Below are 20,635 nucleotides of genomic sequence, written 5' to 3'. Positions count from 1 at the left end.
TGGAACCGCTCTATCCTTTTGTTTTGCGCAATATCCAACGCAAAACCGCTTCGCACTTTTTCTGAAAATGCTTTATTGATCGCGTTTCAGCAGACGTTCCAGATAGTCTTTTTCCTGCTGCGGGCTCAGCGCATCGCCCAGTTTTTTGCGGATTTCATCGAGAATGCGGCGGGCTTTCTGAATATCAATCTGGTTCGGCAGCTGATTGCCGGTACCTTCCGAGCTGCCCTGACCGGTTTGACGCCCTAACGGGTCCTGACCTTCGCCGGTCTGCTGCCCCTGACCTTCACCCTGCGCCTGCTGCAATTGCTGCATCATGGAGCGGGCACCGCGGCGCAAGGCATCAAGCGCCTCGGCCTGCTGATCTGTGGCCTGTCCGCTTTCGCCATTGCCCAGCGAGCGGCCTGCACGCCCCATGGAATTCAGCGCCTGATCCATTTCTTTCGAAGATTCCAGCCCCTGTTGTTTCAGCTGATCGGTCAGTGCATTCAGCTCATTTTGCAAGTCGCGCTGCTGCTGCTGTAAATCTTTCAGAGCCTGTTCGGTTTCCTGACGGGACTGGCCGTTTTGCGGACGCTGCTCTCCTTCGCCGTCATAGTTGAAATCATCAGACTGTTCCTGCAATTGCTGATCCAGTTTGAAAGTTTCATTCATCAGCTCCTGCTGACGGCGCATCAGATCACCGAGTTTGTTCAGTTGTTGCTGTGCGCCGCTGCCTTGTCCCTGACCCTGACCTTGGCCTTGCTGAGCGCTCTGACCAGGCTGAAGATTGTTGAGCATTTCCTGCAATTGCGACAGCATCTGCTGAGCTTCCGCATGATTGCCTGAACGGGCGAGGTCTTCAATCTGCTGCATCATCCGGTCAATATCGCGCTGGCTGAGCACGCGGGTATTGGGATTATTCTGGGCGTTTTTATTCGGATTGGTCTGCTGGCGGCGTGCCATTTCGTTTAAGTATCGGTTCATGGCTTCGCGCAATTCTTTCGTCAGACGGGCAATTTCCTCAGGGCTGGCATTATTCTGCAATGCCTGACTTAACGCCTCCTGCGCTGCACGCAGGGCTTTTTCCGCATCGGAAAGCTGACCATCTTCAATGCCGCGCGCGACATTCCACATATAGCTGACGATCTCGCGCAGATCCTCATCATTGCGTGCCAGTTTCAGGCGTTCCCGTACAGAGCGCAGACCCAGAAAATGGCTGACATTGGCAATGGTGGTCTGCGGATGCATAGTCAGCGCATCCAGCATTTGTACAACAGGTGTTTTCTGATTGCTGTCGAGCGCCAGCACCTGACGCTGCTCAGCAACGGCGCGTGCCAGCGGATTGATAAACGGGCGCTGCGGCAGCACAAAGCGGATTTCTTTGCTTGTGCCTGTCTGGCCTGCATCATCAATCGCCTGCAATTGCAGGGAAACATATTTGCCAGCCCACGGATGCATCGTCAGATCCTGAAGGGCTGTGGTCTCGTCCGCGCTGTTTTTGCCGCGCTTTGGTATAGTCAGCCGCAGTTCCGGCGCATCTGTCAGCGATTGCGCGCCTTCTTCCGGCTGTTCCAGCAGTTTGATGACAGGCTGTAATTTAGTCACACCATAATCATCACCGGCTTTATAATGCAGTTCCAGTGTGCCGTTCAGAGCATAGGTCGGATTACGGGTAAAATCGACGATGGGCGGCGTATCCGGCGTGATGTTAAACTGCCACGCCTGACGGCGTGAACCGGCCTGCAGACTGGCAGCGACAGTTTTATTCAGAAGCAGTTCAAAATTGGTGCTGTCTTGTGTTTTTACTGTCTCGGAAGCCGGTTTGGCTTCAACAGAATAGGCTTTGCCGTCCTGACCGGTCATAGTCAATTGATTGCGTGTACTGCCACTGATCTGAACGCTGAGAATACTGCCCTGAGGCACATCCAGCGGTTTTACATCTGTATTGGCACTCAAAAAGACCGGTGCTTTACCCGTATAGGCAGGCGGGGTTATCCATGCATCAATGCGGCCTTCCGGTCCAGCAAAGCCTTCAGGCGGGTTCCACAGATCACTGATTTTACCGGAAGACGGGCTGAAGGAATAAGCCGCCGTTGAAGCAAACAGCAGAATGACAAATGTGCGCAGGGCATAGGGGTCGCGTTGCGGGATATCGGGATGGGGCAGAAATCCGTGCAGCTTGTCCGTCAGCGCGGCCATACGCTTGCGGTGTTCCTGCCAGAGCGCCTGTGCCAGCGGATCGTCACTCTGTCCGGCAAGCTGGTCGTCGCTCAGTTGCAACGGACTATGTTGCAAGCCGTTTTCACGCTCAATCCGGCTATTGACCGTCTGATCGCCCGGCAATTGAAAATGCCGGAAACGGAAAAGCGCATAGGCATAGGCCAATATAAAAGCGGCAGACAGTGTGAAATACAGCCAGCGCGGCATGGCCTGAAACAGACCGAGCCAAGCCAGACTGGCCAATAATGCGGTTAAAAGCAGAACCGGTAATATCAGCGGCCATAAACGCTCAAAGCACAAGACCAATGCCGCTTTGATCCGCAGACGGTAAAGCCTGCGGTCTGCGTTTTCAAAAGATCTGGTGTCCGGTTCAGGCATTCAATATCCGGTTCTGTATCTTAGCGCAGTTAAATTGACTGAATTTAACCTCAGCGAACATGCGGCTGCTCAAAAAATCTGAAGCGGACGCAGTGGATAGGTTGAAATGCGACCCGCTTTAAATCAGCTTATCCAGAATAAATGGTTTTTCTTCGACAGCTTTTTTATCCGGTTTGCGCCAGTCATCATGCACTGTCGCATTTGGCGGGGCTTCCAGCGCGCCGCGACGGCCGCAGCCGGATACAATGCTGCCAACGGCAACAAGCATAATCACAGAGGTCATGAATACGCGGCTATTCATCAAAAAATATCCTGAAACTGGTGGTTGGTCGCAAAGCCGTGAGTAATTTTCGCTGACAGTTTTAGCTGAATTACGGAACAACGCAAACTGTTCGGAGACAAACACAAATCTTTGAAGGGATGCAGACCGGAGACGTGAACGGCCTCCGGTCTGTTGTATAGCGGGGCGGATCAGGCCTTAATCAGGCGTTTTTTCCAGTATTTGATCTGGCGGCGCACTTCCTGCGGTGCGGTGCCACCGAAAGACTGACGGCTTTTCACAGATTTATCCACAGTCAGGAAACCGAACACTGCATCATTAATCTGCGGATGGATCGACTGCATGTCTTCCAGTGTCAGTTTGGACAAGTCGACTTTCTTCGATTCTGCCAATGCAACGGCACGGCCGGTCACATGATGGGCTTCACGGAATGGCAGGCCAAGCTCACGCACCAGCCAGTCAGCAAGGTCAGTTGCCGTTGAATAACCGGAACCGGCAGCTTTTTTCATCGAGGCTTCAATCACGGTGAGGTCGGAAACCATACCGCTCATCGCAGCCAGTGCCAGCTCGATGGATTCGGCTGCATCAAAAACCGCTTCTTTGTCTTCCTGCATATCTTTGGAATAAGCCAGCGGCAGGCCTTTCATGACCATCAGCAGGCCGACAAGCGAGCCGGTGATACGACCGGTCTTGGCACGCACCAGTTCTGCGGCATCCGGATTTTTCTTCTGCGGCATGATGGAAGAGCCGGTGGAGAAAGCATCGGACAGACGGATGAAATTGAACTGCGAGGTTGACCAGATCACAATTTCTTCGGCCAGACGCGACAGATGGGTTGCGCAGATCGAAGCAATCGACAGGAATTCCAGCGCGTAGTCACGGTCGGAAACGCTGTCGATGGAATTGCGGGTCGGTTCGCGGAAACCGAGCGCTTCGGCAGTCATGTGACGGTCAATCGGGAAGCCGGTACCGGCCAGTGCTGCGGCACCGAGCGGAGATTCATTCATACGCTCAATCGCATCGCGCACGCGGGAGAGATCACGGCCGAACATTTCCACATAGGCCATGCAATGATGGCCGAAAGTCACCGGCTGTGCTGTTTGCAAATGGGTGAAGCCCGGCATAACCGTTGCTGCATGTTCTTCTGCACGGATCAGGAAGGCTTCGATCAGAATTTTCAGCGAGGCAGCAGTCTTTTCCAGCTCATTTTTGACCCAGAGACGGAAATCCAGTGCCACCTGATCGTTACGCGAACGGGCAGTGTGCAGACGACCTGCAGGTGCGCCGATCAGATCAGCCAGACGGGCTTCCACATTCATGTGAATATCTTCAAGCTTGCGCGAGAAGGTAAATTTGCCATTTTCGATCTCGGCTAATATGGTATTGAGACCATCGGAGATCTGTTTGTGATCATCTGCAGAGATAATGCCGGTCTTGGCAAGCATGGCAGCATGCGCCAGCGATCCGGCAATGTCCTGAGCATAGAGTTTGCGGTCATAACCGATCGAAGCATTAATCTCTTCCATGATGGCAGAGGGTCCTGAGGCGAAACGGCCACCCCACATCTGGTTACTGGATTTTTCTGTCGTCATGCGCTTATGCCCTGAGCCGGAACTGTGAAGTAAAAGAACGATATTATGGCCGAAGATAATAAAGAGACAAAACCGAAAAGCGCAATCAGCCCGAAGATGATTTTGTTCGCCGGTATTGCCGGACTTCTGGCCGGTGCCCTTGCGGTATACGTGATGGAACCGCCTCCTGGCAATGTTGTTCCGACAGAGAATACGGCCAGTAATGCCGCAGTAAGTACCGGAGAGGATGCAAAATGTGCGTTGAATCAGGAACAGTTAGCTAAACTCTCCGCTGCTGCAACCGGTGAAGTTGCCGGAATGCAGCCATCGGATAAGCCTGCTTTGCTGACACATCTGCAATTTGATGCGCCGGATGGCTCCAAAACTACCATCGGCGATATGAAGGGCAAGACCCTGCTGGTTAATCTCTGGGCGAGCTGGTGCGCGCCGTGCCGTGAGGAAATGCCTGCTTTGGATAAATTGCAGGCCGAGCAGGGCAGTGATGATTTCGAGGTCGTAGCGCTGAATATCGACACCGGCGATATTTCCAAGCCGAAGAATTTTCTCAACGAAATCGGCGTTGAAAAGCTTGGCTTTTATCGTGATGCCAGTCTGACGGTCTTTAATGATCTGAAACGCAGAGGTTTGGCTTTTGGTTTACCTGTAACTTTGCTGATTGATGAAACCGGTTGTCAGATTGCGGCAATGAACGGACCAGCACACTGGGCGGGGCAGGACGCTGTTAATCTGGTGAATACCGCTAAGAGCCTGCGTAACTGATTGGTCGCCAAATCCTGTATAATGTGATTTTACAGGATTTGGGTTTTCTGCTCTGCTGAAGATCTTAAGGGAGATTTTCTATGGGGCTGGATGTCTGGCTTGCCTTCACGGCTGCATCAATTGTTTTGCTGGTGATACCGGGGCCAACAATTTTATTGGTGGTTTCCTATGCCTTGGGGCAGGGCTGGCGCACTGCCATGCCTATGGCCGCCGGTGTGGCGCTTGGTGACTTTACGGCTATGACATTGTCGATGCTCGGCATCGGTGCATTGCTTGCTGCCTCTGCCACAATATTTACAATCGTGAAATGGCTTGGCGCTGCCTATCTGATCTGGCTTGGTATCAAATTACTCCGCTCCGGTGCCTCGATGCAGGCAGAAGCGCGGGATGCCGATGTATCACCTGTGAAAATGCTGGCGCATGCATGGCTGGTGACATCCCTCAACCCGAAAAGCATTACGTTTTTCGTGGCTTTCCTGCCGCAGTTTCTCGACCGGCATGGTGATTTCTGGACGCAGATGCTGATTTTTGAAGCCACATTTCTGGTGCTGTCTTTCAGCAATGCGTTTCTCTACGCTTTTGCAGCGCATCGTGCGCGCACACTGTTTAAAAGCCCGCGGATTTTGCGTGCTTTCAACCGTACCGGCGGCACATTGCTGATCGGTGCCGGCGTGGCAACGGCAACTATGCGCTCTTCGTAATTTTTTTGTTATGCGGTGAAACTGTCACGCTTCAACCGCACAATTGCGAGATCAAGCGCCGAGAGAAAAGCAGAACGGTCACGGGGTGAAAACGGCTTTGATCCGCCGAATTGGCCGGATGAAACCGGATTAGCGGAACGCAGTTCATCCATCAGATTGCGGGTGGCAAGAATATTGCCGATATTGGCCGCATTGAACAGGCGGCCGTCCGGTGCAAGTGCAACAGCACCGGCGGTGACTGCACGATGTGCCAGCGGAATATCTGCCGTGATAACAACCGCACCGGCACGGGACCGCTCGGCAATCCAGTCATCGGCCACATCCAGACCGGCAGGGACGATCACCCGTTCAATCAGCGGTTCATCACGCGGAATAGCGATGAAGCTGTTGGCGACCACAAAGGTTCTGATGCCATGACGCTCAGCAACTTTATAGGTCTCGTTTTTAACCGGACAGGCATCGGCATCGACATAAATGCAGATGGTTTTGTTTTCATCGGAGTGTGTCATTCATGCTTCATGACAAAGCCAAATGTGAATGGCAAGCGTTTAACGCTTGGCGAGGCAGGGCGGCAGGGATAAGCCGGTTGTATAGTTCGTGGAACAGATCATGCCAGTCAAATATTTCCCTGCTTTATTCGTCTTTCTCTGGGCAACCGGTTTTATCGGTGCGGGGCTTGCTATGCCCTATGCTGAGCCGTTCTGGTTTATGACCGCACGGTTTTTCATTGCTGCTATTATTCTGGCGGTTTGGGCACTGATAACCGGTGCCCGCTGGCCTGACAAACGCGGGCTTGTGAACGCCGCGATTGTCGGCTGTCTCATTCACGGGATTTATCTCTCCGGTGTGTTCTGGGCAGTGCGTCATGGCTTGCCTGCGGGGATGACGGCGCTGGTTTCCGGCTTGCAGCCGCTGATTACCACGCTGATTGCCGCACTCTTCCTGCGAGAGACTGTGTTGCCACGGCAATGGTTAGGCCTGCTGATCGGCTTCTGTGGTGTGGCGCTGGTAGTTGCGCCGAAATTTTCGTTGAGTTCCGGTGGGATTAATCCGGCGACTTTGAGTGCGGCACTGGCAGCGGTTATGGCGATCAGTATCGGAACGGTATGGCAAAAACGCTTTGCGGTGAAAATTGACCTGAAAACCGGTACGACCGTGCAATATATCGCTGCAGGTATTCTGACCGGCTTGTTGTCGCTGACTTTCGAAACGCAGACGGTGATCTGGTCGCCGGAATTGCTGTTTGCAATGCTCTGGCTTGTGTTGGTTCTGTCAATCGGTGCGATTTTGCTGCTGCTGATCCTGATCGGGCAGGGTGAAGTGTCAAAAGTCGCGTCGTTCTTCTATCTGGTGCCGGGAACAGCGGCGATTATGGCCTATCTGCTGTTTGGAGAAACGCTGACGCTGGTGCAGATTGCCGGTATGGTGCTGACCACTTTCGGTGTGGCACTGGCAACTTTACAAAAGAAAAAACCGGCCGCTTAAAGCTGCCGGTCTGATCATTATTTTGATATGATTAGCGGCGCGGCAGCAGCTTTTTCACTTCATCGGCCGCATCGGCAAGGGCTTCTTCCGGTGTGGCCTTCTGTTCAACAACGCGGGACAGATTATCAACAATAGTCTGGGTTACTTTCACGCCGTTCGAACCGGGGAAAGCATACCAAGGGATCATGATATTCATCTGGCTGAGACCGGCTTTGAATAGCGGGTTTTCGTCATAGAATTTGCCGAGATATTCGTCAGATTTTGCGGCCAGTTCATTGTTCGGCACATAGCCGGTGCCCGGCACCACAACGGAAGCGCCGTAAGGACCGGCAGCAAATTTGGCAAATTTCCATGCGGCTTCAATTTTCGCGTCGTCGGATGTCAGGATAACAACTGCATTACCGCCGGTTGGCAGGCGGCCTTTTTCCGGATTAAGCAGAGGGATTTTAGCGGTGCGCATGTCGAATTTGTCGCCGACATTTTTAATCGTATTGCGCAGGCCACCGGTGGTCTGGAAAGCAAAGCCGACATTGCCCGCAGCAAAGGCCTGTTCACCGGCTTCTTTGGTAAAGACCGGCAGGCCGCCTTCTTTGACCATGCGATCTACCAGTTTGAATGCAGCTTGCCCCTCTGCATCACCGAAAGTCACTTGCTTTTCATCTTCTGACAGCATTCTTCCGCCTGCACCAAGCAGCAATGCGGAGATCATCCACTCATCACCCTGCCAGCGGAAATCGATACCCTGAACGCCGTTGCCGAGCGCTTTGATCTTGCCGCCGATGCGGATGACATCATCCCATGTTGCCGGAGGCGTATCCGGGTTCTCGCCGACTTTTTTAAATAGATCCGCATTGTAATACATGATCGGATTGGAGGTGGCGAAAGCCAAACCAACCTGACGGTCGCCGACTTTGGCAAGGTTCAGAATAGTCTGGGTAAAACCCTGAGCTTCAAAATCAGTTTCTTTCTCGACCAGCGGTTTCAGATCAAGGCCGATATTGCGCTCGCTCAAAATGCGCAGACGGTTCAGACCGGTAAAAGTGATATCCGGCAGCTCTGCGGTGCCGTTCTGGCGCATAATCAGCTGAATGCCGTCTTCATAGGTCGCGGAAGGATTGACGAAATGGATTTTGATATCCGGATTTTCTTCCGTGAATTTCTTGGAAATATTGGCCATCACGTCCTGAAAAAAGCCCGGCATAGGATAATGCACATTGAGCGTGGTTTCAGCCAGAGCTGTGCTGCACAGACCGGAAAAAAGGGCAGCAGCAGTCAGAGTACGGGAGAAGAATGTCATTACAGGCTCCGTAAATGTTTGGGAGGAAGAGCGTTACAGACGTGAGGTTGATCAGCCTTTGAGGCCGGTCATGGTAATGCCCTCAATGAAGCGGCGTTGCGCTGCAAGAAAAGCAAGAACGAGGGGAAGGGTGATAATCAGCGTGGCAGCCATCAGTGCGCCATAGTCATCACCGGCTTCGGCAGCGCGGAAATACAGCAGCCCCAGAGGCGGTGTGGCCATGTCCATATTGGTGACAACGATCAGCGGCCAGAACAGATCATTCCAGTGGGCAACCACGGAAAAGATCGAGAATGCAGTAATCGCAGGCCATGCATTCGGTACAATAACACGGGCGACAATGCCGGTTTCCGACATGCCGTCGAGGCGGGCAGCATTAATCAGATCATCCGGCATCGAGCGGAAAAACTGCAGAAACAGGAAGATGCCGAATACCGAGATGAAGAATGGTGCGCTGATGGCAAAATAGGTGTTCAGCAGGCCTGTGCGCTCAAAACCTAAGTAGAACGGCAAAGCCGTAGCGTGGATCGGCACCAGCAGGCCGAGCATCACCGCGCTCATCATCACCTGTGCTGCACGAAAGCGCAGCTTGGCCATGGCATAGGCGCAAGGGATAGCGATAATGACCTGCACGACCAGAATGAGTGCGCAGACCAGAACGCCGTTGAGCAGCAATTGCCCCATCGGTACACGGGAAAAGGCCTTGGTGATATTTTCGATCAGCGCCCAGTTTTGCGGAATGAGGCTGAGCGATGAGGAGAAAATATCCGATTGCGATTTAGCGGCCGTGGAGAGCATCCAGATATAGGGTACAAGGAACAGCAGCGCACCGAGAGACAAAATCCCGAGGCGGGTAAAACGTAAGACTGACATGATTTCCGCCTCTTAATAATGCACGCGGCGGTCAAGCACGCGATATTGCAGCAACATCATCACGATCAGCACCATGAGGAAAATCACGGTCATGGCGGAGGCATAGCCGACGCGCAGGAACACGAAACCTTCCTGATAGATCGTATGCAGCAGCACTTCCGAGGCTTTATTCGGCCCGCCTTGTGTGAGGGTTTTGACCGATTCAAAGACTTTGACGGAATTGATGACACTGATAGTGAGAACAAAAAGTGTGGTTGGGCCGAGCAGCGGCCATGTCACCAGCCGGAAACGCTCCCATGCGCTTTTAGCGCCGTCCATTTCGGCAGCAGCATATAACTCGCGTGGAATGGCGGTAAGGCCAGCCAAAAACAGAACCATATTGAAGCCGACGGATTGCCAGATGCCGATCATGGCAAGACTTGGCAGCACAGTTGACGAACTGCCGAGCCAGTTTGGCCCGTCGATACCTAGCAAGCCAAGCATGGCATTGACCGGCCCCATTGTCGGATGCAGCAGATATTGCCAGACAGTGGCCATAGCCACGAGCAGCGAGGCAACCGGCAGAAAATAGACAGTACGGAAAAAGGCTTTGCCACGTGTTTCACTCTCAATCAGCAAAGCTGCACCTAATCCGAGAAAAACGGAAAGCGGGGTGACGATCAGCGTGTAGAGTGCGGTGTTTTGCAGGGAAATACGGAAGGTACGGTCTTTGAAAAGCTCGATGTAATTTTCCAGACCGATGAACTGATAATCCGCATAGCCGAGTTCAAAATTGGTGAAGCTGAGATAAAACACCGCCAAGGTTGGCAGTAAAATGAACAGAAGCACCAGCGACACAGCCGGTGCCATCAGCCTCCATGCCAGCCGCTCTTCACGTTTGCGGGCGGCATTGGCTGCCTCACGCGCTGTCATTACAGTGGAAAAGCTTTGCGCAATATCAGACATGGCTGTCTGCCTTGATGCGGCTTGAAACTGTATGAGAAAGTTTGCGCAGGCGCTGGCCTTCGGTATCAAACAGCAGTGCTTTATGCGGATCAAAAGTCAGAAAAACCGGCATTTCCGGTTGCAGATCTGCTGCCATGGCCGGACTGCATCGCGCAGTCAGCAATTCCTGAGCACCCGGAGCATTGAGATAGATCAGCGCTTCAGAGCCAAGAAATTCAATACGCGATACTGTGGCTGAGATCGTCCTGTCCGCAGGTTTTTCATGGGCGCGGCGGATTTGCAGATCTTCAGGCCGGATCGCTACACTGAGTGCAGAACCAGCGTGAATATCAACCTGATTTAAAATCGGCTTTCCGGCAAAATGAATAATGCCCTGATCGCTGGCGCGGGCACTCAGCACATTGATTTTCGGACTACCGATAAAGCGGGCAACTTCGATATGGCGTGGATTATTATAAATCTCGGACGGTGTATCGATTTGCAGCAGGTGGCCACCGATCATCACAGCAACGCGGTCGGCCATGCTGAGAGCTTCGGACTGGTCATGAGTCACATAGAGGCTTGGCACACCGGCACGGCGATGCAGATCGACAATTTCAGCGCGGGTATGCACGCGTAAATTGGCATCGAGATTGGAGAGCGGCTCATCCATCAGGAAGACTTGCGGCTGGCGCACCATAGCGCGGGCAAGAGCGACACGCTGGCGCTGACCGCCGGACATTTGCGCAGGCTTGCGATCGAGGAGATGATCGATCTTGAGGCTCTGCGCAGTTGCCTGCACCTGTTGCTGAATGGCGGCACGTTTCGCTGCCTGACCCGGCATCCAGTTGCCTATCAGTGGCAGGCGTTCTGTTATGGTCAGATCGCGCATGGCCAGCGGTACGGCGATATTCTCCCGCGTGGTCAGATGCGGATAGAGCGCATAGGACTGGAACACCATTGCGATATTGCGGTCTGAAGGATGAGCGGCGGTAATATTGCGCCCGCCAAGCCAGATATTACCGTCATCGGCATGTTCCAGACCGGCGGCAATGCGCAGGATTGTGCTTTTGCCACAACCGGAAGGCCCGACCAATGCAATGAATTCACCGTCTTCGGCTTCAATCGTTACATCTTTGAGAATGTGCTGATCGCCGAAAGATTTGGAGATATTTTTCAGTGCGAAATGCGCCATTATGCCTGCTCCGTTGCATCGGCGCTGGTAATGGCGGCAGTGTGGCTCGACGGGTAAACTTCATGCACCACGTCATCAAGCAGATAAGGGCGCAGCTGCGTCAGTTCGGTGATTTCGCTATGCACATTATCGGTCAGAGTGTGAATAACAGCGCCGACAATACGCTCGCCCGGCAAATCCCGTTCCATTGGTCCGACGATAAAGCCTGATGAAGGCCCCCAGATCAGCGAAATGCCCTGATGATGACCGGCCCATGCGCGGTGCAGATGGCCGCTGGCATAAAGGCGGACATTATATGCGCTGAATAAATCCATCAGACGTTTGCGATCTTTCGGAGAGGCGCCCCAATAGCCGCTGTCGCCTTCATCTGGGCTATCGACGAAAAGCGGTTTATGGGCAAAGATTGCAACAGGTTTGCCACCGGCACCGTTCAGAACATCTTCCAGCCATTGGAATTGTTCTTCTTCCTCTATATGGCCGCTGCCGATCAGCAGACTGTTGAGGCCGATCAGCCGCCAGCCGGATTGGTCATGCACCCAACGATCAGGGCCGACCAGATCACGCCAGCGCTCAAGGCGCTCATCATTGACCGGTTGCAGGGAGGAAGGCAGATGCCCGACATCGTGATTGCCCGGAACGCAAAGCACCGGCAGGTTCAACTCACTGAAAAGATCGACGCAATAAGTCAGGTCGTCGTCAAAATCCGCACCATCCACGGCCAGATCGCCGGTATGGATCACGAGATCCGGCTTAACTTCTTCCAGCCATTCGGCGAGAGGCTGCCAGTTTTTAGTAAAATGTGTTTTGGACGGGCTGAAATGGGTGTCGGTAATCTGAACAATCCGCATGGATCTGCTCCCTCATTAAGATTTGAAAAACGCGGATGTGTATTTCAAATCGGGGAACACAGGCCGCTAATGCGGGTTCACTACACTGTGTAAGTGACAAGCAAACATCAGGCGGATGACACTATTGTAACATCGGTCATTGCCTATATTTTCTTCAGGCTCACCAGAATGTCGATTTTGGTAATCGTATAACCGGCCGGTGCCTGAGGCGCTGGTGAAAGCATGAGCGGGACACCGCCGATATCAATCATGCGATCTTCATCTTCCAGATAAAAATGCTGATGATTATGGGCATTGGTATCAAAAAATGTGCGCTGGCCGCTGACAGAGATTTTGCGGATCAGACCAGCCTCAGCAAATTGATTGAGCGTATTATAGACGGTCGCCAGTGACATGCTGAAGCCACATTGCATGGTGAGCAGGTGCAGCTCATCGGCAGAAATATGCTGATGCTGGCCACTGAGCAGGAATTGCCCGAGTATCAGGCGCTGACGGGTAGGGCGCAGGCCAGCCTTTTGCAGAATGGGCCGGATAAGAGACGTATCCTGCATTTGTATCAGGCGTTGCATACGCATTTGCGCACGTAGTTTTTCAGGCACTTCCAGCATTGTAAAATCCATCAGTTTCAGTTGCGAATGATTTTCACTTGCAAAATTATTACAGACTCATTACGAAGAGTGCAATTGACAATCATTTGCAAGTAGGATTTTCTATTTGCAATAAACAAAATTGGTATGGATCGAGGAGTTGAGGATGTTCAGCAAAATGAGGCGCGTGCTGCTGGCCGGTATTATTGGTACAGCTTTCTCTGCCGCGCTGGTGGTGGTGCCCGCTACGGCACAAGAAAAATTCAAGGCAGTAACAACCTTTACTGTGATTGCGGATATTGCCCGCAATGTGGCCGGTGATGCTGCGATTGTTGAATCTATTACCAAACCGAATGCCGAGATTCATGATTATCAGCCGACACCGGGCGATATTATGAAGGCGCAAGGCGCACAGCTGATTTTCTGGAACGGTCTTAATCTTGAGCGCTGGTTTGAAAAATTCTTCCAGCATCTGAAAGATGTGCCAAGTGTAGTGGTGTCTGAAGGTGTTGAGCCGATGGGTATTGTTGAAGGCCCGTATAGCGGCAAGCCTAACCCGCATGCATGGATGTCCCCGTCTGCAGGTATGATCTATGTCGATAACATTCGCGATGCTTTCATGAAACATGATCCGAAAAATGCCGAAACCTATAAGGCCAATGCTGAAGCCTATAAGGCCAAGCTCAAGGCGCTGATTGATCCGATCAAGGATGAACTGAAAGATATTCCGGAAGACAAGCGCTGGCTGGTGACCAGTGAAGGTGCCTTCAGTTATCTGGCGCGTGATCTCAATCTGAAAGAGCTTTATCTCTGGCCGATCAATGCCGATCAGCAGGGCACACCACAGCAGGTGCGTAAAGTGATTGATGCCGTTCGCAAGAACAATATCAATGTGGTTTTCTCTGAAAGCACAATCTCTCCGGCACCTGCTCAGCAGGTCGCTTCTGAAACCGGCGCGAATTACGGCGGTGTTCTGTATGTGGACTCGCTTTCAGAGCCGGACGGTGCCGTGCCGACTTATCTCGACCTGCTTCGTGTGACGACTGACACGATTGCGAAGGGCCTTAAATCCGGAGATGCAAAATAATGAATGCCCCGCTTAATGTCCTCCCAAAGGCATCTCTGTCTCCCGCATCATCCGATGCGGGAGCAGGGCTTATGGTCAGTGGGGCGACAGTAACCTATCGCAATGGCCATACAGCGCTGCGTGATGCGAGTTTTGAGATTCCGACCGGCACAATCACCGCACTGGTGGGTGTGAATGGTTCCGGTAAATCCACCTTGTTTAAAGCCCTGATGGGCTTTGTACGGCTGGCGAAAGGCGATATCCGCATTCTCGGCCTTCCGGTGAAGCAGGCACTTAAGAGTAATCTCGTAGCCTATGTTCCGCAGTCGGAAGATGTGGACTGGAATTTTCCGGTTCTCGTTGAAGATGTGGTGATGATGGGTCGCTACGGCCATATGGGCATGATGCGCCGTGCCAAGCCTGCCGATTATCAGGCCGTGACGGAGGCGCTGGCACGTGTTGGCATGAGTGACTTCCGCAAGCGCCAGATTGGTGAATTATCCGGTGGTCAAAAGAAGCGCGTATTCTTGGCGCGTGCACTGGCACAGGATGGCAAAGTCATTCTGCTGGATGAGCCTTTTACCGGTGTGGATGTTAAAACCGAAGAAGCCATTATCAAGCTGTTGCGTGATCTGCGTGATGAAGGGCGGGTGATGTTTGTCTCGACCCATAATCTCGGCAGTGTGCCGGAATTCTGTGATCGTACAGTGCTGCTGAACCGCACGGTTCTGGCCTATGGCGCTACAGAAACCATCTTTACGCAGGCCAATCTTGAGAAAACCTTTGGCGGTGTTCTGCGCCATTTCGTGCTCAATGATGCCGATAAAGGCAAAGCGCATCCGGTGAATATTCTGACTGATGATGAGCGGCCGCTGGTGCTCTATCAGGACAACCACGGTAAGGGAGCAGAGTAATGGAACTGCTGCTTGAGCCGTTCTCCTATCAATATATGATCAATGCCATGTGGGTTTCGGCGCTGGTTGGCGGTGTGTGCGCATTCCTGTCCGGCTATCTGATGCTCAAAGGCTGGTCGCTGATCGGCGATGCTCTGTCTCACTCCATCGTACCGGGGGTGGCGGGTGCTTATATGCTTGGCCTGCCTTTTGCGATCGGTGCTTTCTTCTCCGGTGGCTTGGCTGCAGCCGCGATGCTGTTTCTCAATGAGCGTACCAAGCTGAAAGAAGATGCGATTATCGGCCTGATCTTTACGTCTTTCTTTGGTCTCGGCCTGTTTATGGTATCGCTGAAGCCAACGGCAGTCAGCATTCAGACGATTGTGCTTGGCAATATTCTTGCGATTACACCAGCGGATACGCTGCAACTGGCGATTATCGGTTTTGTATCACTGGCCGTGCTGCTGTTCATCTGGAAAGACCTGATGGTGACTTTCTTTGATGAAAGTCATGCCCGTTCTATCGGCTTGAACCCGACTGTGCTGAAAGTGATTTTCTTCACATTGCTGTCGGCCTGTACTGTTGCAGCAATGCAGACAGTCGGTGCATTTCTGGTGATTTCTATGGTGGTGACACCGGGGGCTACAGCCTATCTTTTGACAGATCGCTTCCCGCGGTTGCTGATGATTGCTGTGATCATTGGAACGCTCACCAGTTTTACCGGCGCTTATATCAGCTATTTTCTCGATGGTGCGACCGGCGGAATTATCGTTGTGATGCAGACACTGATCTTTCTGGCGGCATTTTTCTTCGCACCAAAACACGGTATGCTGGCTGCAAGACGTCGGGCAGCTGAAACTCTCAAAGCAGAGGTGCAGTCATGAGCCTGTTTGAAACTCTGATGATGCCGTTTCGCTTTGAATTTATGGTCAATGCTATGGTCATTGCCATGCTGATCGCGATACCGGCTGCGTTATTGTCGTGTTTTCTCGTGCTTAAAGGCTGGTCGCTGATGGGGGATGCCGTTTCCCATGCAGTGCTGCCGGGCGTGGTGCTGGCCTATATCATCAATATTCCGCTGGCGATCGGCGCTTTCGTTGCAGGGATGTTCTGTGCGCTGGCAACCGGTTTTCTGAAAGAAAACAGCCGGATCAAACAAGATACCATTATGGGCGTTGTCTTCTCCGGTATGTTCGGCCTCGGACTGGTGATGTATGTGAAGGTGCAGTCTGATGTGCATCTGGATCATATTCTGTTCGGTGACATTCTTGGTATCGGCAAGCAGGATATGATTGAAACAGCAATCATTGCTGTCATTGTTACCGGTCTGCTGGTGCTGAAATGGCGGGATCTGTTGCTGCATGCTTTTGATCCGGCGCAGGCACAGGCTGTGGGGCTGCCGGTCAGGCTGCTGCATTATGGTCTGCTGGCTATTCTCTCGCTGACTATTGTCGGTGCTTTGAAAGCGGTGGGTATCATTCTGGCCATTGCGATTTTGATTGCACCGGGGGCAATTGCCTTCCTGCTGACGCGCAATTTCAGTTCCATGCTGGTTGTTGCGGTTGTTGTGGCAGTCGCTGCGTCTGGGCTTGGTGTTTATGCCAGCTTCTTTATCGACAGCGCACCGGCACCGACAATCGTTCTGCTGATGACATTGATGTTCATTGCGGCGTTTATTATTGCGCGTCGCCGTGTTGCCCGTGCGGAGAGACAGGTTTTCTCCTCTTAACTTCATGCAAGAAAACGATTCTCTGCAGGCAAGGCGTCGCATGTGAGTGCGGCGCCATATTTTTTTGAGCTGAAAATTATATTGCAGCGGAAATCTGAAAAGCAAAAAGCCGCGCAGTGCGCGGCTTTTGAAGACTTAACCAAACTGGAGCGGGCGAAGGGATTCGAACCCTCGACCCCAACCTTGGCAAGGTTGTGCTCTACCCCTGAGCTACACCCGCTCGCGCCAGTTTGTTGGTTAGGCCTGCGCTATATGGCAAAAGCCTGAGTGATTTGCAACAGGAAAAATGCAAAAATCTGTAATTTTTTTAAAGGATTTAAGACGAAACTGAGAGGTGGCTTTATCGTAGCAATAATTCGGAGAAATTGCATCAGAAAAGCAAAAAGCCGCGCAGTGCGCGGCTTTTGAAGGCTTAACCAAACTGGAGCGGGCGAAGGGATTCGAACCCTCGACCCCAACCTTGGCAAGGTTGTGCTCTACCCCTGAGCTACACCCGCTCGCGCCAGTTTGTTGGTTAGGCCTGCGCTATATGGCAAAAGCCTGAGTGATTTGCAACAGGAAATCTGCAAAAACTTCAAACAGTTTTGTGTATAATTCTATAAGCCCTGAATACAGGCATTTTTCGCACGGCTGGATGGCCTGATATATCGGGAAGCACCGTTTTAAGGTGTATAAATCCTTGTAATGATTCGATCTTGAGCCCTGAGAGCAGGATATTTTGAGCGCAAATAAATGAGTCGAAGCATGGTGCAGTCATTAATTTGAGGCTGTTGTCGTGAAAGCGGCGGCATTTTTGTTTCAAACGCATATCTTTGTCGTTTTCTTGCAGCTTTTTATGCTTGTCTTGTAAGAGATATGCAGCCTGCTTTGGAGGAGAAGACAAAAATGCCTAAAACCGCTGCTGATTTGCATGATTATCTCGATACGCTCGGGATCAAGGTGCAAACCGTTACACATCCGCCTCTGTTTACAGTTGCCGATTCTCAGAATTTGCGCGGGGAAATTGCCGGTGGCCATACTAAAAATCTTTTTCTGAAAGACAAGAAAGACAATTTCTTCCTTGTGACTGTTGAAGAAGATGCGGTTGTTGATCTCAAGACCATTCATACGCTGATCGGTGCAGCCAGTAAGGTCTCTTTCGGCAAACCGGAAAAGCTGATGGAATATCTGGGGCTTATACCGGGTGCCGTATCTGCATTCGGTGCGATTAATGATACGCACCATCAGGTCAGCATCATTCTGGACGAAGCCTTGATGCGTCAAGAGATTATCAATGCGCATCCGTTGACCAATGAGGCGACGACCTCGATTCACCGTGATGATTTGCTGAAGTTTCTGGAAGCCACCGGACATGAAGCGCGTATAGTGTCTGTCAGCACTGCAGAAACAGCTCCGGCTTAAAGCGGGGCTTGAAAGCGCCGCTGAAAATGCCGAATTAACATGGCAGAGATATTATATTCTGCCATAATTACAGCATGGCTCGCAGTCAGCTGAATTTATGATGTAATATGGCTACGGGAAGAACGGATTAAGGGACGACAATGAACAGCGCTAATAATCCTTATGGCGGTAACCCTTACGGGGCAACTTATGGCCAAGCCTCCGGTCAGGGTAATACCAGCGTGACCTATAATACGTCCGCTGAAACTGCAGCTCCGGCAGAGGTTGAAGACAGTGCCGGTGCGCTGTCATCGCTGGCGGGTTTTGGCACTTCTGATTCCGCAGCCGGTTTGATTAAAGATACAACGACTGCGGGCTTTGCAGCGGATGTTATCAGTGAGTCCCGCAATCAGCCGGTGCTGGTGGATTTCTGGGCGCCGTGGTGCGGCCCGTGCCGTCAGTTGACACCGCTGATTGAAAGCGCTGTCAATGCTGCGCAGGGCACGGTCAAGCTGGTGAAAATGAATATTGATGACCATCCGGTCATTGCCGGACAATTGGGTATTCAGTCGATCCCAGCCGTGATTGCTTTCGTCAATGGTCAGCCGGTTGACGGTTTCATGGGCGCTTTGCCGGAAAGCAAAATCAAAGAATTTATTGATAAGGTTGCCAAAAGCGCCGGTGCAAAAAGCGGCCCTCAGGCTGCGATTGAAGAGGCGCTGGCTGCTGCGCAAGAAATGCAGGAGCATGGCGAACCGGATCAGGCTGCACAGATTTATGCCGCGGTTTTGCAGAATGTGCCGGATAATGTGACCGCTCTTGCCGGTCTGGCCGAATGCCTGTTTGATCTCGGTGAACTTGAAAAAGCGCGGGAAGTGCTTGCTCAGGTGCCGGATAAGCAGAAAGACGATGCGAAAATCCGCGCCGTTGAGGCGCGTCTCGCTTTGGCAGATCAGGTTGCACATCTCGGCAATCCTGCTGAGTTGCAGGCACGACTGGCTGCCAATCCGGACGACCATCAGGCCCGTTTTGATCTGGCGATGATTGCCAATGCGCTGGATAAACGTGAGGAAGCCGCTGACGGTCTTCTGGCGATTATGAAAGCGGATCGTACATGGAATGATGATGGTGCGCGCAAGCAATTGCTGCAATTCTTTGAAGCATGGGGCTTTAAAGATCCGGCAACTTTGAACGGTCGCCGTAAATTGTCGTCGCTGCTATTCTCCTGAGCAGCGGGCACGATTGTTAAATTATGATACAATACCGGAACAGTAATCCGGTATTGAGATGTGAGGTGAATTTATGCAGGCGGGCAATGTCCATTACCGAAAAGCGTCAGACTTACCGGAAGTGATTCCTGTATTTCCGCTGGTAGCCGGTCTGCTTTTACCCCGCGGGCAAATGCCTCTGAATATTTTTGAGCCGCGTTATCTGGTGATGGTTGATGAGGCCTTGGCCGGTGACCGTGTGATCGGGATTATCCAGCCGCAAATCGTCAATGGTGTTGCGGTGCAAGATAAAGAAGGCGCTGCCAAAGGCACGGACAGGCCGGAACTGAGTGCAGTTGGCTGTCTCGGACGTATCACATCCTATACCGAAACCGGTGATGGCCGTGTGCTGATTACATTGCAGGGCGTTTGCCGCTTCCGGCTGGAGGAGGAACTGCCGGTACCGCATCCGTTCCGTATGGCGCGGATCACGCCTTATTTGCAGGATCTCGAAGAAGAGCAGGGCGAAAAAGAGGTTGATCGTGAAGCGCTGTTGCAGGCTTTTCGCGATTATCTCGAAGCCAATGGTCTTGAGGCGGATTGGGAAAGCATTGCCAAGGCAGGCAATGAAACACTGGTCAATGCGCTGTCAATGATGTCGCCTTTTGGTGAGGCGGAAAAACAGGCTTTGCTGGAAGCGCCTGATCTGAAAACCCGTGCGGAAACGCTGGTCGCGATTACTGAAATTGCTCTGGTACGCAACGGCGATGATTATGGTTCAGGCTTGCAATAGCCTGAGAATATATGGGTCTGAAGTATGCATGATCAGGATAGTATAAAGCAGATCGATCCGAAAATGCTTGAATTGCTGGTTTGCCCTCTGACCAAGGGCGTGCTGGATTATGACCGCGAGCACAGTGAGCTGATTTCTAAAAAGGCAAAACTGGCCTATCCGGTGCGGGAAGGCATACCGATTCTGCTGGCATCGGAAGCCCGTTCTTTAGATTAGAGCATTTCACAGTCAAGTTGGATCAACTTGACGCCCGTGATAATGCGACCAAATAAAGAATCTAGAGCGAGCGCTATGATCCAATCTGGACGTAATCCGCTCTAGAGTGCGTCTCCTAAAAGCGGCAAGCGTCTAAGTCGCATAGCAGTCCGTAGCATTGTTAGCTCCGAATGCATGCCGTTTAGGATTATTGCGAGAATCGCAAAAATATGAGTCAAATCTTGCGTTT

General features: G+C 52.1%; 21 protein-coding genes and 2 tRNA genes. 11 read left to right on the top strand and 12 right to left on the bottom strand.

Annotated features, from left to right (window positions below):
• Nucleotides 1–72: 72 nt before the first annotated feature.
• The 3 genes from KHQ09_RS16880 to argH all read right to left on the bottom strand — a co-directional run bounded on the left by KHQ09_RS16880 (nucleotide 73) and on the right by argH (nucleotide 4,452).
• Nucleotides 73–2,580 carry a TIGR02302 family protein gene (locus KHQ09_RS16880; RefSeq protein WP_213599478.1) on the bottom strand — a complete coding sequence of 836 codons (2,508 nt, stop codon included), beginning with the start codon at nucleotides 2,578–2,580 and terminating at the stop codon, nucleotides 73–75.
• A 118-nt stretch (nucleotides 2,581–2,698) separates the two neighbouring features.
• Entirely contained in the window at nucleotides 2,699–2,881 is a 183-nt protein-coding gene (locus tag KHQ09_RS16875; protein WP_022709648.1) for a lipoprotein, read from the bottom strand.
• Nucleotides 2,882–3,051: 170 nt separating this feature from the next.
• Nucleotides 3,052–4,452 carry an argininosuccinate lyase gene (gene argH / locus KHQ09_RS16870; RefSeq protein ID WP_075653840.1) on the bottom strand — a complete coding sequence of 467 codons (1,401 nt, stop codon included), beginning with the start codon at nucleotides 4,450–4,452 and terminating at the stop codon, nucleotides 3,052–3,054.
• Between the two features lie 45 nt (nucleotides 4,453–4,497).
• Between argH and tlpA the strand changes: the two genes are divergently transcribed.
• Together tlpA and KHQ09_RS16860 are read left to right on the top strand one after the other, a co-directional pair.
• The gene (tlpA, locus tag KHQ09_RS16865; protein ID WP_213599476.1) at nucleotides 4,498–5,211 is read left to right on the top strand and encodes a thiol:disulfide interchange protein TlpA; all 714 of its coding nucleotides are present in this window, start codon (nucleotides 4,498–4,500) and stop codon (nucleotides 5,209–5,211) included.
• 80 nt (nucleotides 5,212–5,291) lie between these two features.
• Nucleotides 5,292–5,912, top strand: coding sequence for a LysE family translocator (locus tag KHQ09_RS16860; RefSeq protein WP_213599474.1), 621 nt, complete (start codon nucleotides 5,292–5,294; stop codon nucleotides 5,910–5,912).
• A gap of 8 nt (nucleotides 5,913–5,920) precedes the next feature.
• Here KHQ09_RS16860 and KHQ09_RS16855 read toward each other — a convergent pair whose 3' ends face one another.
• Nucleotides 5,921–6,421: a YaiI/YqxD family protein gene (locus KHQ09_RS16855; protein ID WP_213599473.1), complete on the bottom strand. Its 501-nt coding sequence runs from the start codon at nucleotides 6,419–6,421 to the stop codon at nucleotides 5,921–5,923.
• A gap of 100 nt (nucleotides 6,422–6,521) precedes the next feature.
• Here KHQ09_RS16855 and KHQ09_RS16850 point away from each other — a divergent pair, with 100 nt between their 5' ends.
• The gene (locus KHQ09_RS16850; RefSeq protein WP_213599471.1) at nucleotides 6,522–7,397 is read left to right on the top strand and encodes a DMT family transporter; all 876 of its coding nucleotides are present in this window, start codon (nucleotides 6,522–6,524) and stop codon (nucleotides 7,395–7,397) included.
• Between the two features lie 31 nt (nucleotides 7,398–7,428).
• On the opposite strand, the gene KHQ09_RS16845 is transcribed toward KHQ09_RS16850, so the two are convergent.
• From KHQ09_RS16845 to irrA, 6 genes are all read right to left on the bottom strand, one after another.
• Nucleotides 7,429–8,694, bottom strand: a complete 1,266-nt coding sequence (locus KHQ09_RS16845) for an ABC transporter substrate-binding protein (RefSeq protein ID WP_213599469.1) — start codon at nucleotides 8,692–8,694, stop codon at nucleotides 7,429–7,431.
• A gap of 51 nt (nucleotides 8,695–8,745) precedes the next feature.
• The gene (locus tag KHQ09_RS16840) at nucleotides 8,746–9,567 is read right to left on the bottom strand and encodes a carbohydrate ABC transporter permease (protein ID WP_213599467.1); all 822 of its coding nucleotides are present in this window, start codon (nucleotides 9,565–9,567) and stop codon (nucleotides 8,746–8,748) included.
• Nucleotides 9,568–9,579: 12 nt separating this feature from the next.
• On the bottom strand, nucleotides 9,580–10,512 hold the full coding sequence (locus KHQ09_RS16835; protein ID WP_213599465.1) for a carbohydrate ABC transporter permease: 933 nt from the start codon (nucleotides 10,510–10,512) through the stop codon (nucleotides 9,580–9,582).
• Entirely contained in the window at nucleotides 10,505–11,686 is a 1,182-nt protein-coding gene (locus KHQ09_RS16830) for an ABC transporter ATP-binding protein (protein WP_213599463.1), read from the bottom strand. Before KHQ09_RS16830 ends, KHQ09_RS16835 begins: the two co-directional genes overlap by 8 nt.
• A complete protein-coding gene (locus tag KHQ09_RS16825; RefSeq protein WP_213599461.1) occupies nucleotides 11,686–12,534 on the bottom strand; it encodes a metallophosphoesterase family protein in 849 nt (282 codons plus the stop codon). The genes KHQ09_RS16830 and KHQ09_RS16825 overlap by 1 nt, the downstream gene beginning before the upstream one ends.
• 143 nt (nucleotides 12,535–12,677) lie before the next feature.
• Nucleotides 12,678–13,154 carry an iron response transcriptional regulator IrrA gene (irrA, locus tag KHQ09_RS16820; RefSeq protein WP_238481676.1) on the bottom strand — a complete coding sequence of 159 codons (477 nt, stop codon included), beginning with the start codon at nucleotides 13,152–13,154 and terminating at the stop codon, nucleotides 12,678–12,680.
• 133 nt (nucleotides 13,155–13,287) lie between these two features.
• On the opposite strand from irrA, the gene KHQ09_RS16815 reads away from it, so the two are divergent.
• Genes KHQ09_RS16815 through KHQ09_RS16800 form a run of 4 tightly spaced genes read left to right on the top strand, consistent with a single transcriptional unit; the run spans nucleotide 13,288 to nucleotide 16,809 of the window.
• Nucleotides 13,288–14,208, top strand: a complete 921-nt coding sequence (locus tag KHQ09_RS16815) for a metal ABC transporter substrate-binding protein (RefSeq protein WP_272491714.1) — start codon at nucleotides 13,288–13,290, stop codon at nucleotides 14,206–14,208.
• The gene (locus KHQ09_RS16810) at nucleotides 14,208–15,101 is read left to right on the top strand and encodes a manganese/iron ABC transporter ATP-binding protein (RefSeq protein WP_213599459.1); all 894 of its coding nucleotides are present in this window, start codon (nucleotides 14,208–14,210) and stop codon (nucleotides 15,099–15,101) included. Before KHQ09_RS16815 ends, KHQ09_RS16810 begins: the two co-directional genes overlap by 1 nt.
• The gene (locus KHQ09_RS16805) at nucleotides 15,101–15,964 is read left to right on the top strand and encodes a metal ABC transporter permease (RefSeq protein WP_116088567.1); all 864 of its coding nucleotides are present in this window, start codon (nucleotides 15,101–15,103) and stop codon (nucleotides 15,962–15,964) included. The genes KHQ09_RS16810 and KHQ09_RS16805 overlap by 1 nt, the downstream gene beginning before the upstream one ends.
• A complete protein-coding gene (locus KHQ09_RS16800; RefSeq protein WP_213599456.1) occupies nucleotides 15,961–16,809 on the top strand; it encodes a metal ABC transporter permease in 849 nt (282 codons plus the stop codon). Before KHQ09_RS16805 ends, KHQ09_RS16800 begins: the two co-directional genes overlap by 4 nt.
• 145 nt (nucleotides 16,810–16,954) lie before the next feature.
• On the opposite strand, the gene KHQ09_RS16795 is transcribed toward KHQ09_RS16800, so the two are convergent.
• Both KHQ09_RS16795 and KHQ09_RS16790 read right to left on the bottom strand, forming a co-directional pair.
• A tRNA-Gly gene (locus tag KHQ09_RS16795) sits at nucleotides 16,955–17,029 on the bottom strand.
• A gap of 202 nt (nucleotides 17,030–17,231) precedes the next feature.
• Nucleotides 17,232–17,306: transfer RNA gene (locus KHQ09_RS16790), tRNA-Gly, on the bottom strand.
• Between the two features lie 388 nt (nucleotides 17,307–17,694).
• Here KHQ09_RS16790 and KHQ09_RS16785 point away from each other — a divergent pair.
• The 4 genes from KHQ09_RS16785 (at nucleotide 17,695) to KHQ09_RS16770 (ending at nucleotide 20,406) form a co-directional block, all read left to right on the top strand.
• On the top strand, nucleotides 17,695–18,210 hold the full coding sequence (locus tag KHQ09_RS16785; protein WP_213599454.1) for a prolyl-tRNA synthetase associated domain-containing protein: 516 nt from the start codon (nucleotides 17,695–17,697) through the stop codon (nucleotides 18,208–18,210).
• 140 nt (nucleotides 18,211–18,350) lie between these two features.
• Nucleotides 18,351–19,418, top strand: coding sequence for a thioredoxin (gene trxA, locus KHQ09_RS16780; protein ID WP_213599452.1), 1,068 nt, complete (start codon nucleotides 18,351–18,353; stop codon nucleotides 19,416–19,418).
• A 73-nt stretch (nucleotides 19,419–19,491) separates the two neighbouring features.
• Nucleotides 19,492–20,190, top strand: coding sequence for an LON peptidase substrate-binding domain-containing protein (locus tag KHQ09_RS16775; RefSeq protein WP_213599450.1), 699 nt, complete (start codon nucleotides 19,492–19,494; stop codon nucleotides 20,188–20,190).
• Nucleotides 20,191–20,214: 24 nt separating this feature from the next.
• A complete protein-coding gene (locus KHQ09_RS16770) occupies nucleotides 20,215–20,406 on the top strand; it encodes a Trm112 family protein (RefSeq protein WP_022709272.1) in 192 nt (63 codons plus the stop codon).
• The last annotated feature ends 229 nt before the right edge of the window (nucleotides 20,407–20,635 follow it).

Origin of the sequence: Pseudochrobactrum algeriensis (assembly GCF_018436245.1) — a bacterium.
Taxonomy (GTDB): Bacteria; Pseudomonadota; Alphaproteobacteria; order Rhizobiales; family Rhizobiaceae; genus Pseudochrobactrum; species Pseudochrobactrum saccharolyticum.
This window is presented reverse-complemented; position numbering and strand designations above follow the sequence as displayed.